Annotated in this window: 9 protein-coding genes; 6 read left to right on the top strand and 3 right to left on the bottom strand. The window is 38.4% G+C overall.

The annotated features are described in order from the left end of the window. The first annotated feature begins 21 nt into the window (after positions 1-21). The 6 genes from CDC33_RS13170 (at position 22) to CDC33_RS13145 (ending at position 9299) form a co-directional block, all read left to right on the top strand. The gene (locus tag CDC33_RS13170) at positions 22-3171 is read left to right on the top strand and encodes a type I polyketide synthase (RefSeq protein ID WP_109008848.1); all 3150 of its coding nucleotides are present in this window, start codon (positions 22-24) and stop codon (positions 3169-3171) included. An 11-nt stretch (positions 3172-3182) separates the two neighbouring features. Then, complete coding sequence (locus CDC33_RS13165) at positions 3183-4520, top strand: aminotransferase class I/II-fold pyridoxal phosphate-dependent enzyme (protein WP_109008847.1); 1338 nt, start codon at positions 3183-3185, stop codon at positions 4518-4520. A 276-nt stretch (positions 4521-4796) separates the two neighbouring features. Then, the gene (locus CDC33_RS13160; RefSeq protein ID WP_109008846.1) at positions 4797-6119 is read left to right on the top strand and encodes an MFS transporter; all 1323 of its coding nucleotides are present in this window, start codon (positions 4797-4799) and stop codon (positions 6117-6119) included. A 181-nt stretch (positions 6120-6300) separates the two neighbouring features. Continuing rightward, the gene (locus CDC33_RS13155) at positions 6301-7383 is read left to right on the top strand and encodes an ABC exporter membrane fusion protein (RefSeq protein WP_109008845.1); all 1083 of its coding nucleotides are present in this window, start codon (positions 6301-6303) and stop codon (positions 7381-7383) included. 6 nt (positions 7384-7389) lie between these two features. Then, positions 7390-8547, top strand: coding sequence for an ABC transporter permease DevC (gene devC, locus CDC33_RS13150; RefSeq protein ID WP_109008844.1), 1158 nt, complete (start codon positions 7390-7392; stop codon positions 8545-8547). Between the two features lie 50 nt (positions 8548-8597). Continuing rightward, on the top strand, positions 8598-9299 hold the full coding sequence (locus tag CDC33_RS13145) for a DevA family ABC transporter ATP-binding protein (protein WP_109008843.1): 702 nt from the start codon (positions 8598-8600) through the stop codon (positions 9297-9299). A gap of 460 nt (positions 9300-9759) precedes the next feature. Here the strand turns inward: CDC33_RS13145 and CDC33_RS13140 are convergent, their stop codons facing one another. The 3 genes from CDC33_RS13140 to CDC33_RS13130 form a co-directional block, all read right to left on the bottom strand. Beyond that, entirely contained in the window at positions 9760-11115 is a 1356-nt protein-coding gene (locus tag CDC33_RS13140) for an AAA-like domain-containing protein (protein ID WP_109008842.1), read from the bottom strand. 510 nt (positions 11116-11625) lie between these two features. Next, positions 11626-13419 (bottom strand): glycosyl hydrolase family 18 protein, encoded by a 1794-nt coding sequence (locus CDC33_RS13135; protein ID WP_109008841.1) that lies wholly within the window; start codon positions 13417-13419, stop codon positions 11626-11628. Positions 13420-13784: 365 nt separating this feature from the next. Continuing rightward, the gene (locus tag CDC33_RS13130; protein ID WP_109008840.1) at positions 13785-14930 is read right to left on the bottom strand and encodes a DUF4407 domain-containing protein; all 1146 of its coding nucleotides are present in this window, start codon (positions 14928-14930) and stop codon (positions 13785-13787) included. Positions 14931-15075: the final 145 nt, after the last annotated feature.

Genomic DNA, 15075 nt, shown 5'->3' with positions numbered 1-15075 from the left:
ATAAATATTGAGGAAATTTCTATGAAACCAGTTGATGTATTTGATGCCAACAATAATAATGGTTTAGAAATAGCCATCATTGGCATGGCCTGTCGTTTCCCTGGTGCTAAAAATATTGATGAATTCTGGCATAACCTGCAAAACGGTGTAGAATCTGTTTCATTTTTCTCTGATGAAGAGCTACTATCTGTAGGCATAGACCCAACTTTGTTAAGTAAGCCTAATTACGTCAAAGCTAATGCTGTCTTGTCAGATGTTGAAAATTTTGATGCTACATTTTTCGGCATTTCTCCTAAAGAAGCGAAGATAATAGACCCGCAACAACGTTTGTTTTTAGAGTGTGCTTGGGAGTCTCTTGAAAGTGCTGGTTACAACCCAGAATCTCCCAAAACTTCGATTGGTGTTTATGGTGGGGTAGGGATGAATACTTACCTGTTGAAAAACCTCTGTCCTAGCTTAGATAACTTAGATTTGTCAGTCGAGAATTATCAACTGATGATTGCCAATGATAAGGATTTTCTACCGACGCGAGTCTCTTATAAATTAAATCTCAAGGGGCCGAGTGTCAGTGTGCAAACTGCCTGTTCTACTTCTTTAGTTGCTGTCCACATGGCTTGTCAGAGTTTGCTAAACGGCGAATGCAATATGGCTTTGGCAGGTGGGGCTTCTATCCGCGTTCCTGAGAAGACTGGTTATTTGTATCATGAGGGAATGATTCTTTCTCCTGATGGGCACTGTCGAGCCTTTGATGCTCAAGCTCAAGGAACAGTTGGTGGTAATGGTGTGGGAATTGTCGTGCTGAAGCGCCTAGAAGATGCGATCGCTGATCGAGATTGCATCCATGCAGTAATTAAAGGTTCAGCTATCAATAATGATGGTTCTCTCAAAATTGGTTACACAGCTCCGAGTGTAGATGGTCAAACAGCAGTAATTTGTGAAGCCCAAGCAGTAGCAGATGTTGCAGCCTCAACGATTACTTATATAGAAGCTCATGGCACTGGCACAAATCTAGGCGACTTGATTGAAATGGAAGCCCTAACAAAAGCTTTTGGTGCTAGTACCCAAAAGCAAGGCTTTTGTGCTGTTGGTTCGGTAAAAACCAATATTGGACATTTGGATGCAGCATCTGGTGTGGCTGGTCTAATTAAGACTGTTCTATCCCTGAAGCACAAGTTGCTACTACCTAGCCTACATTTTGAACAACCCAATCCTCAAATTGATTTTGCTAACAGTCCATTTTACGTTAATAGTACCCTTTCAGAATGGCAAACAAACGGTACTCCTCGGCGGGCTGGGGTCAGTTCTTTTGGTATCGGTGGCACTAATGCCCATGTAGTTGTGGAAGAAGCCCCTGTTTTAGTTCCCGATGTATCTGAGGTTGAACGTAGCTGGCATATATTAACTTTGTCAGCGAAAACTGAGAAAGCTTTGCAGGAATTAGCACAAAGTTATGCAGATTTCTTAGCGGTTCATCCAGAAGTACCTTTGGCAGATATTTGCTTTACTGCTAACGTCGGGCGATCGCATTTTGAACACCGTCTGGCTATCTGTACTCAATCTCATGCACAGTTGCAAACAGCACTCAATGATTTTACTGCTCGTAGAGAGAATCCTTTAGTTATATCTAGTCCAAGCAACACTAAAAAACACTCAAAGATAGCGTTTTTATTCACTGGACAAGGCTCTCAATATTTGGATATGGGTCGTCAATTATACGAAAACCAGCCTATTTTCCGGCAAACTCTCGACCGTTGCGATGAAATTCTACGTCCTTATCTAGACGAACCACTGCTACAAGTCCTTTATCCAGAAGAGGCGAAGTCTTCACCCTTAGACCAAACCGCCTACACCCAACCAGCCTTATTCGCTCTAGAATACGCCCTGGCACAACTTTGGAAATCTTGGGGAGTTGAACCGACTGCCGTTATGGGTCATAGTCTCGGTGAATATGTAGCGGCTTGTGTGGCAGGAGTCTTTAGCTTGGAGGATGGACTGAAGCTGGTTGCTGAACGGGCCCGCCTGATGCAGAACCTCCCGCAAATCGGAGAGATGGTAGCAGTGTTTGCCTCAAAGATAACCATTCAGACAATTACAACTATTGATGAGGAAAAAGTCAGCTTTGCTGCCTACAATGGACTGCAAAACACAGTAATTTCTGGAGAACAACAGGCTATTCGGAAAATTTGTCTGGTCTTAGAAGCCGCAGGGATTAAAACTAAAAAGCTACAAACTTCCCACGCCTTCCATTCACCTTTGATGGAGCCAATTTTGGCAGAGTTTCATCGGATTGCTGCGACTGTTAAATATAGTGTTCCCCAAATTGACATCATTTCTAATGTTAGTGGACGACTAAAATCTGAAGCGATCGCTCCTGAATATTGGTGTCGTCATTTACGCGAGGAAGTACAATTTGCCCAGAGTATGGAAACACTGCATAAGTATGGTTATGACGTGTTTGTAGAGATGGGGCCAAAACCAATATTGTTAGGTATGGGTCGTCATTGTCTGCCAGAGCTAAAAGCAACTTGGCTTCCTAGCCTGCGTCAAGGACAAGAGGATTGGCGAGTTTTACTCTCAAGTTTGGCAGACCTTTATGTTCGGGGGATATCAGTTAACTGGTCTGGTTTTGACCAAGAGTATGTACGACAACGGGTAAATCTACCAACTTATCCTTGGCAACGCCAACGCTATTGGGTGGAACCAGTGATTGACCGCAATCAAACAAAATTGCCAATCAATAATGACAGTTTGATTGTTCCTATTACGCCTCTTGATCATAGCGATCGCTCTCAATCATTGCGTTCTTATCTGTTGGCAGAAATAGCAAAAGCCTTACAAATTCCTGTTGCTAAAATAGATGTGCAACAATCTTTAAGTACCTTGGGAATGGATTCCTTGATGTGTCTGGAATTAAAAGACCGCATTCAAGCTGAATTAGAAATAGAAATTTCCATTACTCAGTTTTTTGCCGCCCCAAGTATTGACCAGTTAATCACGCAACTACTATCTGATATGAACTTGGCAGATACAGAGCCAAGAGAAAGTCTCATCATCAATAAAAATGAAATGTTGACAGTAGCAGACAATTGGTTAATAGAAAATCTCTTATCTAATCTCAATGAATTCTCAGACTCAGAAATCGATTCTTTACTTCAAGAAGCATTAAATTAGGAGCAAGACAAATGACCGATCTAACTACAAAAATATCAACTTTGTCCGTAGAAGAAAAGCGCAGCCTTTTGAAACAACTTATTCAAAAAAAGACAAGTGCAGTAGAAATATTTACTAACGATAACGATAATGATGATATTCCCCTGGCATACTATGATTTTTCCCATTCTCCCCAGTACCGCAACCTAGAACAAATGATTTCTGGCATCAAAACTAAAGGTGGAGTTGTTGATCCTTATTTCAAAGTTCGTGAAGGGATAAATAGCAATACTATAGTAATAGATGGTCGGGAAGTTATTAATTTTTCGAGTTACAATTATCTAGGATTTGCCAACGATCCAGATGTATCTTTAGCAGCAAAGGCAGCCATTGATCGCTATGGAACATCCGTATCAGCTAGCCGCTTGCTCTCAGGTGAAATTACGATACACCGAGAGTTAGAACAAGAAATTGCATCTTTAATAGGTGCAGAAGATGCGATCGTTTTTACAGCAGGTCATGCTACTAACGAAAGCACAATTGGTCACCTTTTTGACAAAAATGACCTGATACTCCATGACGAGCTAATCCACAACAGTATCCTCCAAGGATGCTTGTTATCTGGTTCCACCCGCATCAGTTTTCCACATAACGACTGGCAAACTGTAGATCAAATACTTACCGAACAACGCCGTCGCTACAAACGTGTATTGATTGTCATTGAAGGTGTTTATAGCATGGATGGCGATATTCCTGATTTGCCCAAGTTTATCGAAATTAAGAAGCGTCACAAAAGCTTTTTAATGGTAGACGAAGCCCATTCTATGGGTGTGATTGGTGATCGCGGTCGCGGTATCGGTGAGTATCATAGTGTTAACCCTGCTGACATAGATTTGTGGATGGGTACAATTAGCAAATCATTCGCTAGCTGTGGAGGCTATATTGCAGGTTGTCAGGCTGTAGTCAAATATCTGAAATATACTGCTCCTGCTTTTGTTTATAGTGCTGGTATGTCACCAGGAAACACAGCAGCAGCACTAGCTTCTATACGCAAGCTAAAAGCAGAACCAGAAAGAGTACAATCTCTGCATGAGCGAGCTAAATTGTTTTTGGAATTAGCAAGCGATCGTCGGCTGAATACTGGTATGAGTAAGCATTCTGCGGTGATTCCTGTGATTGTGGGCAACTCTGTGCGTTGCATCCAACTCTCCCAAGCCCTGTTTGACCGTGGAATTAATGTACTACCTCAAATTTATCCTGCGGTAGAAGACAAAGCCGCTCGCCTACGATTTTTTATCAACTTCAATCATACACCTGAGCAAATTCATTTCACTGTTAACACTGTTGCCAAGGAACTAGATCAAATCTAGTAAGATTTACGCAATTGGCACACTAGACATAGGAAAACGTAGAGACGTAGCTACGTCTCTACAAGGGTTCTGGGTAACGCATATTTAATTTTACTAGATATCTACTAATACAAATATGACCAATTATTCCTTGATGGTACAAGCCCCTAAATTCATTTATGGATAGATAAATTTTAAACTTTGCTTGGTTCTAGCCCCCAGATTTATCCGTGGGCATTAATTGCGAATTGCGAATTGTGCTAACTGCTATAAACATTGCAACTATTAACAAAAGACATGGACAAACCTACCATAACCAATAAATTACAGGTATTTATGATTACCTGGTTTGGGCAACTCATCTCGCTCATCGGCTCAGGACTAACTGGCTTTGCTCTTGGTTTGTGGGTTTACCAACGAACAGGATCAGTTACTCAATTTGCGCTCATTTCTTTGTTTACTACGTTGCCTGGGATTGTACTATCACCTATTACTGGTGCGCTTGTGGATCGCTGGGAGCGACGCACAACCATGTTACTCTGTAATACTATAGCGGGTCTAACTACCCTGGTTCTTGTATTACTACTTTTAATTAATCAACTTCAGGTTTGGCATATTTATACTGGTATGTCTGTCATCTCAGTTTGCACTGCCTTTCAGTTTCCAGCTTATTCTGCAACTATCACATTGCTTGTCTCCAAACAGCATCTTGGTCGTGCCAGTGGGATGACAAACATCGGGGAAGCATCCGCAAGGCTTTTCGCCCCAGCTTTGGCAGGGGTGATGGTTTTGACAATTGGAGTTAAGGGTGTGCTTTTGATTGACTTCGCCAGCTATATCTGCGCCGTCGTTACTCTCTTGATTGTCCAGTTCCCCAAACCCGAAAAAACTACCGCAGGCAATCAAGAAAAAGCCTCGCTATTAAAAGAAGCAGTTTATGGCTGGACTTACATTATCAAACGTCCAGGTTTATTGGGACTGTTATTGTTTTTTGCTGGGAGCAATTTTGGATTGGGAATTGCCAGTGTCTTAATTACACCTATGCTTCTAGCTTTTACTTCACCTGCAATCCTTGGCAACGTGATGTCTATTGCAGGTAGTGGTATGTTAGTGGGTGGTATTATCATGAGCGTTTGGGGAGGCCCAAAGCCTCGCGTGTACGGTGTTTTCGGTTTCGGTTTGCTGCAAGCAATGTGTTTGCTCCTCATTGGACTATACCCTTCCATACCATTAATTACAGCAGCAGCCTTTGGCGTTTTTTTCTGCGTGCCATTTATGGATGGTTCCAATCAAGCTATCTGGCAAATCAAAGTACCACCGGATGTGCAAGGACGAGTCTTTGCAGTGCGGCTAATGATTGCCTGGTCTTCCTTTCCACTCGCTTATCTCCTAGCTGGGCCTTTAGCCGATTATGTATTCGAGCCACTTTTGGCTAGTGGTGGTCTACTGGCTAGTAGTGTCGGTAAAATTATCGGCATTGGAGCAGGGCGAGGCATCGGGCTGTTATTTATAGTTTTGGGAACACTCAATTTCTGGGTAGCAATTTTTAGTTATCTATATCAACCTTTGCGAATGATAGAGAAAGAAAATATTGATCCCATTTATCAGCTACAGGAATAACATGGCAAGCAATTCAGCAGGGTCTTGATTCAGACACTTTTTCGTTCCAAATTAATTCTGAATTTTCGATAAAAACATCAGTTAAATTATTGAGGTTGTAAAGTTGAATCTAAATTTAGTTTTAAAACCTTCAAGTAAAAGGCTAATTCTAATACCAATCGTTGGTGTTTTAGGAATTAGTATGATAAAAATTTACCAATTTTATCACACCCAAGCACCCGATTCTCAGATGGCGATCGCAAAGGTTCAAGAGCAAAAAAATCGGGTGAGGTCGGTTACATCGCTAGGTCGGGTGGAACCTCAAGGAGAAGTAATTACAATTGGAGGTAGTCGTGAAGAACGCATTGATAAGTTGTTAGTCCAAGAAGGTCAGCAAGTAAAAGTAGGCGATGTCTTAGCCTATTTAGATAGTTATCAAGAACGATTAGCAGAAAAAAATGCTGCGGCCACTCAGTTGCAAGAAGCTCGTAATCGCTTCAAAGCTGAGAGTATGTTTGGCAAAGCTCAAATTGAAGAAGCAGAATCTCGAATTAGGCAGATAAAAATGCCTCAAATGTCAGAAATTGAGGCTCAAAAAGCAACAGTACAAAAAATAGAGATAGCTCTACAAGCTAAACAAAAAGACTTAGAACGCTTCTCTTATTTACAAATGCAAGGAGCTATTTCCCAACAATCTTTGGATGATAAATTATTAGAGGTTAGTAGCACAGAAAATGAGCTAAATAATGCCAAAGCTATACTTGCTAAGTTAGAACAAGGACGAAGTACCGATCTCCTCTATGCACAGGCACAAGTTCGGTCAGCACAAGCTAGTTTACAGCTAGCAGAAAGTAAAGTTCAAGTAGAATCAGCGAATAGTAATTTGAAACTAGCGATCGCTCGCTTAGAACTTACAATAATTCGTGCCCCTCAGTCTGGCCAAATTCTCAAAATTTTTGCTCATTCAGGAGAAGCAATTTCTGACCAAGGTATTCTGCAAATTGGTAACACTCAACAAATGTATGTCGTTGCAGAAGTTTATGAAACAGATATTCATAGGGTAAAAGTTGGTCAAACAGCCATAATTTCTAGTAGTGCTTTCTCTAAATCTATTCCAGGTGTAGTTGAACAAATGGGTTTACAAGTTGGAAAAAAGGATGTTTTGAATACTGACCCAGCAGCTAAGATTGACGCTAGAGTAATCGAAGTCAAAATCCGTTTAACAGATAGTAAACTTGTTACGAGACTAACTAATTTAGCAGTTAATGTACTCATTAAACCTTAACTCACTATGAAGTTTTCATTAATTGTAGCTTGGCTACAACTGACTCATAAAAGAACTCGCTTATTAATTGCGCTAGCCGGTATTGCTTTTGCTATAATTCTGATGTTTATGCAGTTAGGGTTTAGCGATGGTCTATATGATAGTAATATCCGTCTACATACCAAGTTGAAGAGTGACATTTTTTTAATTAGCTCTAGAAGCATTGCTTTGAATACTTTAAAAACATTTTCCCAAAGACATTTATACCAAGTACAAAGCTTTGATGGTGTAGAATCGATAAGTTCTGTATATCTAGATTTTGGTTTTTGGACTAATCCACAGAACTATACTAGTCGGCAAATTTTAATTATAGGAATTAATCCTGATGAAGATGTTTTAGACTTACCAGAAGTACAAGAAAATATAGACAAAATAAAGATTCCAGATGTTGCTTTATTTGATCGGAATTCTCGACCAGAATTTGGGACAATAGCTACTGAGTTTGATCAAGGAATAGCAATCTCTACAGAAGTAAATAATCGGCAAATTACTATCGGAGCTTTATTTGAGTTAGGAACATCTTTTGCAGCAAATGGCACTTTAATTACAAGTGATTTAAATTTTCTCCGAATATTTGACAATAAACGCCAAAGAGGACTGATTGATATCGGACTAATTCGCTTAAAACCAAATGTGAATGTTAAAAATTTAGTAGAAGCGATGCAGAAAGAGTTACCTCAAGATGTCAGAGTGTTATCTAAACAAGAATTTATTCAGCTAGAAAAAGATTATTGGAAGAGTAGTACAGCCATTGGATTTATTTTTACAGTAGGTACGATTATGGGATTTATGGTTGGAGCCGTAATTGTCTATCAAATTTTATATTCAGATGTATCAGAACACTTGGCAGAATATGCCACTCTAAAAGCAATGGGTTATAAAAGTTCATTCTTATTTAGTCTTGTATTTCAAGAAGCTATCATCCTATCAGTTTTAGGATATATTCCCGGTTTTTCATTGTGCCTGGGATTGTATGATATGACACGTAATGCTACTTTGCTGCCCATTTATATGACTTTTAGTCGAGCCGCAACTGTTGTAATTTTAACAATTTTGATGTGTGCGATATCGGGAGCGATCGCAATACGTAAAGTGCAATCGGCAGATCCAGCTGATATCTTTTAATGAGATTGTGAACTTATGACAACCTGAACAACTTAAAAGTTTATATAACTATGAAACAATCTGCCATTATCAATATTCAAAATCTCAACTACTTTTTTGGTCAAGGAGAATTACGTAAACAAATTTTATTTAACGTCAACCTCCAAATTCAACCAGGTGAAATAATTATTTTGATGGGTCAATCAGGCTCAGGTAAAACAACGTTGTTAACTTTGATTGGTGGCTTACGGTCTGTTCAAAATGGAAGTTTGAAAGTTTTTGACAGAGAACTTTATAAGGCAAATAACAAGCAAATTCTCGATGTCCGACGAAATACTGGATATATTTTTCAGGCTCATAACTTGCTACGATTTTTAACTGTATTCCAAAATGTCCAAATGTCAGTTGAACTGCACAGAGGCTTTTCTAAACAAGAAGCTGACACTAGAGCTAAAGCTATGCTAGAAGCAGTGGGATTGAGTCATAGATTAAATTACTACCCTGATAATCTCTCCGGTGGACAAAAACAAAGAGTTGCAGTCGCTCGTGCTTTAGTAAGTCATCCCAAATTGGTCTTAGCTGATGAACCTACTGCTGCTTTAGATAGTAAATCAGGCCGGGATGTTGTAGAACTGATGCAGCGACTAGCTAAGGAACAATCTTGTACTATTTTAATGGTAACTCATGATAATCGCATTCTTGATATTGCCGACCGCATTATTCAAATAGAAGATGGACGCATAGTTGGTGTAGATTTGACGCAGCACTCATGAAGTGCAAACTAAATTGTTATTATATAGACCAAAATCATGATTGAACAATTCAAAAGCCAGAATTCAGAATTCAGCAATCTTTGAGTGAATTCTGCTGTATTTCTACGGCACTGATAGCTACTTACACCAATTTCTTATGAGGCCGCATAGAATTCGATCCCCCCTAGCCCTCAGGGCTGTTTCGTTCCCTAAAATGGTTAAAATTGCAAGGGTCGAAGAGATTAAAATTGAGAGCAAGGTCACAATTAGGGCAAAAAAATTTGCGTCTTGAAGCCCAAATAATGTCATTTTTCTTTGCGCCTTTGCGTGAGATTACCCTCTTGACAAATCTCACAAACTAGCGAATGAAACAGCCATGCTTTTTAAGAGGAGCCACTGCGTTGGGCGGGTTCCCCGACTTGTAGCAAGTGGTGTGGATTTAGAGGGATCAAGATATGTGCAACTTCACATTAAATTGGTATTACAAGACTCTGCGGAAATACTCACGGTACAAATTGCATCTAGGCATTACCTGATTGTCTTGTTGCTGCACTAATCCCATACTGTGCAACTTATAAATCTGCATTGAATCTAATTCCACTGGCTCAAGTGAAATGACCACCTTTTTTAACGCTTCTTTTAAACCTTGAGCCTCTTCCGAGTGCAGCATTTCTAAGTACCACCGCAGATGGCTGCTATAAATTCCCGCTTCTGTGGAAGCATCTTGTAATAGTTGCTTTAGCGTTGCCTTTGTAGTGTAAACTTTATACATTGCTAATCGCAGTAGATAAGGATGTCCTCCCACTATATTCATTAATTCCTTTACCTGAATGTCATTCCAATTCAGTCCATGAAGGTGAGCCAAATTTAGTACCTGCTTGTGGTCAAATTCCAACAATGTTACTGGTAGCCCCGCATTAAAAGGAGATTGGTTCATGTCTAAGGGGATATAAACTTCGGTAGAATGTGCAATCACCAGTCTTAGTTGTTTCCATTGCTCAGAAATTTTCCCTTTCTCATGCCAACTTCGCAGCATCCCAAAAAAGTCTTCAACCACTTGGTTATAGGGAAAAATCCGATCTACTTCATCTAAGCCTAATACCAAAGGACAATTTATTTGTGGCAATAAATACTCTTCAAAGTACACTGTGCAGTTATCATTGCTACCTAAAATTTCTGTTTCCCAATAATCTTTTAACCGATTTTCTAACTTTAACTTCCGACCAACCATAAAACACAACCAAAGCACGAACTTGTCCAAATTCGTTAAAATTGCTCGCTCTACACTACTTAAATCCAAATATACGGTTTGATAATTCTGGGATTCAGCATGAGCCAGAATTCTGGTAAGCAATGAAGTTTTGCCCATCAGTTTCGGTGCTTTAATCCGAATTAAAGAAGCTGGTTTAAGAACTGTCTCGTAACAAACAGACTCTAGGGCATCTCGGTTCACATAAAAAGGAGAACCCAGAGGAACTGAACCATCTGGAAACGCTAACTCTGCTAACGGTGATTTTGGCTCCTTGACATTGCTATCAATATGTGGAGGTAGTTGCCTTTCCCCGGCTCTTTCCAGCGCTCCTTTAAAATTACTCTTTGTTACCTCTTCCCCTAACGCCTCTGAGAGCTTTCGCCACAGATAATAACCCACATCTCCTCTGAGGTAGCTTACAGACATATGGTACTGCTCTGCCATCTTTTCATAAGTCAGACCCTCCCACGAGCCTCGAAGCACATCTATTTCAATATCTTTGAGGTGTTCTTGAAGATTATTGAAGACAATTTGTTCGGCAAGCTGTTTAGCTTTCTCCCAAGTAAAGGCTAATTTTGAGTTCATGGATGCTGAGGAAATAGCTATTTTTGTTGTTTATTTATAGGTTTATCTATCGGAATACTATATGATTTATGAACTTATTTGGCTAGGCAGAGAGTCAAAAATACGAAATCAGTTATTTCGACTTTTATAAACTTTTTTAGCAAATCAAATAGGAGTCCCATATATACTACTATAGAATATATATAGCAGTCCTTAATCATTTTTAAAAATTATATATCTCTTTCTTCTTTCTTCTCTTTGGGTCTCCCCGCCTACCTAGATAATTTCAAAAATCAATTACGATTCCCATATAGAACTCCTATCTAATTTTTCAGAAATATTATTTTAAAGTAGACGCAAAGCGGCTTCCCGCAGGCTAGCGTAGCTTAAGTAAGTGCTATTCCACCCTACATATACTTCAATACGACCAAAAACCTTAAAATGCGTAGGTTGACTTTGTTGGGTTGCACTTTGCTTAATCCAAACTACAATTTTTTACAAAACCAAGCGTATTCATGCTAAAGTTAGGCTCTACAACAAATTAGCAGCAGCAACATTAACTAATGAATCAGAATGAGTGATTGGCAAGTCACCAATGAGTTGCCAGAAAAATATTCCACCTAGACCTTGTTGTTCAACATAATTAACTTTTTCGAGGACTGAACGTTTATCTTCATAGGTACTAAACTCTTGTTTTTGAGAATTATAAATATAGGGAACTTTGGCACTATCATCCCAGTTATATTGATATCCATCTGTACCCACCTGAGCATGGATATCTTTATACAAAAGTGGATCATTTGCCGAGGTAGCACTTTGAAACAATCCATCATTATTAGAACCAGCTTTCACTCCCGCCCAAGTGGGACTGTAAAGAGGAACTCCTAATACAATATCCTTAGCTTCAACACCAGCACTCAAATACTTTTTAACTGACCAGTCAGCATTGAGTTTGTCACTGTTATATGATTGATCACTGCTACTTTTATACAAAGCAGCTTGGTGATTGGTTGTGTTTTCCCAACTACCGTGGTAGTCATAGGTCATTAAGTTGATAAAGTCAACATATTCAGAAGTAGTTTTCAAAACAGTTGAGTTTAAATCGTAAGGAGCATCAGCGTAATCTGATGGAGACAATTGATAGGGAGAACCAGAAAGGGCAGTAGTCAGCAGATATTTATTTCCATCTGTAGTAGATGCGTTATTAAGTTCTTGACGTAACTCACTCAGCAATTGAATGTAATTACTATTCTCTTCTTTCTTAGGAAATTCCCAATCAATATCGATGCCATCAAAACCATTATTTTTCATAAAATTGATGGCAGACTGAGCAAAGAATATCCTAGATTGTGCCGTAGAAGCTGCTGAGGAAAAATCATTTTCTCCTGCACCACCGATAGAAACAAGGATTTTTAGCTTGGGATTTTGAGCTTTGAGAGATTTTAGTACATTGATGTCACCATCCTGACCATCTGGACTCAGTTTGACGTTACCTTCTGTATCGACATCTGCAAAGGCATAAAACAAATGTGTTAGCTTATTAACCGGAATAGTTGCAGGATTAGTAGTACTACTAATACCCCAGGAAGGTAAGTAACCAGCTACAACATACTGATTATTCATTGGAGGTGGTGTTGTCTGATTATTAGCTAAAGCTACATAAGTTCCATCTTGAGCAAAACCAATAATATCTGCTTTGCCATCACCATTTACATCACCAAGCTGGCGTGGCTTGTGGTCAAAGTTATTCCTATCACCTTTATTAACAGTAAAATCATCATTTTTCGCTACAGATGTTGGGCCAAAAGTTCCATTGCTTTGACCAAGAGAAACAAAGACATTATCATATCCAAAGCCAACAATATCGGCGCGACCATCACCATTGACATCAGCGAGTTGACGCGGATACTTATCAAAGCTAGTCCATCCTCCTTTATTAACAGTAAAATCATCATTTTTTGCTACAGATGTTGGGCCAAAAGTTCCATTGCTTTGACCAAGAGAAACAAAGACATTATCGTATCCAAAGCCAACAATATCGGCGCGACCATCACCATTGACATCAGCGAGTTGACGCGGATACTTATCAAAGCTAGTCCATTCTCCTTGATTGATAGTAAAACTATCAGTTATGCCTGTAAAAGCTTGACCAAAAGTTCCATTACTTTGACCCAAAGATACATAAACAGCATCACAGCCAAAAGCAACAATATCAGTTCGTCCATCACCATTGACATCTGCAACTTGGCGTGTAAATTTCCAAAAATTAGTCCATTTTTGCAAAAGGCTAAACTTTTTAATAGCTAACTTTTTTATTCCGTACATGGTGATAATACTCCATTTAAAAGTTGATTAATTACGCTAGGTGATACCAATTCACTAAAATTATCAAACAGATGTAGAGCCTGAAAGGCAAGTATCTCTAAGGTTTTTTATTGCGTTAGCGTAGCGGGGCGTTCGCTTTTAGCGTCTTTAAGAGTTGCCCATTGCAAACTTGTACTGAGCCTAGCCGAAGTATTGCAAATTGTGAATTGGTGTGAGATACTCATTTGAGGTATTGAAAACCACAGCTAGAAAGACAAAACCTATCCTAAGTGGGTTTCAAACCCTTGATTTACCATAAATCTGCAAAGGCGGACTTAGTTTTTATAGCCGTGATTGATAATTGCCTATTTATGCCGAGATAGTGTTTAGTTTTTGGTGTTTGGTTTACCATTTTCATTACTACTTAGTATTTGTAGATTTCCTACATTAGGTGTAAGTGCTATTAATACCTTCTTTTGATTATTTTGTAAACTTCTTTGTAAAATTTCATTTCTAATATCTCTAATATTAGGAGAAATTAAATTAACTTCATTCAGCTTATCAAGCTGATGTTTAGCTAATTTTGTTAATTCTTTCTCATTTGATGCTTTCACTGTAATTGATAATATAGTATTAGACAAGTTATCGATTTTTTTCATATTTATTATTTCATTATTGTTTTTCTCTATATCTGACAATTCTTTTGATTTTAAATAAATTGCATTTTCTTCTTGTGTTTCAATGTAAGCGTCGTATGGGCTATATTTACATAGAAGTTTAAGTGTTATGGGAACACTATCTATAGCAATAAATAAAATAGTAATAAATAAACTGCTATGTTCAATTGTTGGGTTATCTTTTTTCAATTCTTCTAATATTTGAATTTTTCCTATGAGTCCTATTTCATCTTTCGTTTTAAGTTTTTCTAGCATCAGTTTAGTTTGCTTTTGCACTTTCTCTTTTTGTTGCTCGTAATTTTCATTACTTTTTTTCACAAGCTCAATTGAATAATACTTTCGTTGTAAGAAAGCTATTTCATTCACTTGTTTTTTATGAATTTCCTCCAATAAATTCCTCTCATTTTTCTCCAAATCTGCGCTTTTTAGGGTATTAACCTCATCAATTTTTTGGTTTATTTTATTTTCAAAAATTTTTATTTCCACAGGTTTAGCAATAACAAATCCTAAGGAGAAAGCCAGCAGTAAACGAGGAATAATTACTATAATATCTGCCCGAAAATTATTTTTTTTCTTCCTACTACTTAAAATAACAAACCTATCTAAATTAAAAATCTTTATTCCCCAAATAAAACCTATTGAACTAGAGACTAGGGCAGAGTTAAATACAGTGTATAATGCATAGCTTCCAGATAAAAAAGCTACAACGGAAGTAAGTAAAATAGATGCACCAATAGATGCGTACTTATTCTCTTCTGAAAAACGGTTTTCAGGAGACATCGACTCATCAGATACGATGTTAGTATTGATACCAGAAGCAAATAAAAGAAATTTTTTCAAGCTTGGAAAAGACATTTGAGACTCCTTTAATAGTTAATGGCATCTGTAAGTTTCTTTAAACCATATCAGTATCTTTATGCTATGTTGTGAATCATACAAGAGGAAAAAGTCAGATATTAATTAATTAATTAGGAATACTCACAACCTAAAAATAGGTAAA

The sequence above is a fragment of the Nostoc commune NIES-4072 genome, from assembly GCF_003113895.1.
GTDB lineage: Bacteria > Cyanobacteriota > Cyanobacteriia > Cyanobacteriales > Nostocaceae > Nostoc > Nostoc commune.
Note: the sequence above shows the minus strand (reverse complement) of the source record. Positions and strands in the feature narration are given on the sequence as shown.

Bases quoted from the DNA above. Each gene is read 5' to 3' on its own strand.
- CDC33_RS13170 (WP_109008848.1), top strand. From the start codon at position 22: ATGAAACCAGTTGATGTATTTGATGCCAACAATAATAATGGTTTAGAA.
- CDC33_RS13165 (WP_109008847.1), top strand. From the start codon at position 3,183: ATGACCGATCTAACTACAAAAATATCAACTTTGTCCGTAGAAGAAAAG.
- CDC33_RS13160 (WP_109008846.1), top strand. From the start codon at position 4,797: ATGGACAAACCTACCATAACCAATAAATTACAGGTATTTATGATTACC.
- CDC33_RS13155 (WP_109008845.1), top strand. From the start codon at position 6,301: ATGATAAAAATTTACCAATTTTATCACACCCAAGCACCCGATTCTCAG.
- devC (WP_109008844.1), top strand. From the start codon at position 7,390: ATGAAGTTTTCATTAATTGTAGCTTGGCTACAACTGACTCATAAAAGA.
- CDC33_RS13145 (WP_109008843.1), top strand. From the start codon at position 8,598: ATGAAACAATCTGCCATTATCAATATTCAAAATCTCAACTACTTTTTT.
- CDC33_RS13140 (WP_109008842.1), bottom strand. From the start codon at position 11,115: ATGAACTCAAAATTAGCCTTTACTTGGGAGAAAGCTAAACAGCTTGCC.
- CDC33_RS13135 (WP_109008841.1), bottom strand. From the start codon at position 13,419: ATGTACGGAATAAAAAAGTTAGCTATTAAAAAGTTTAGCCTTTTGCAA.
- CDC33_RS13130 (WP_109008840.1), bottom strand. From the start codon at position 14,930: ATGTCTTTTCCAAGCTTGAAAAAATTTCTTTTATTTGCTTCTGGTATC.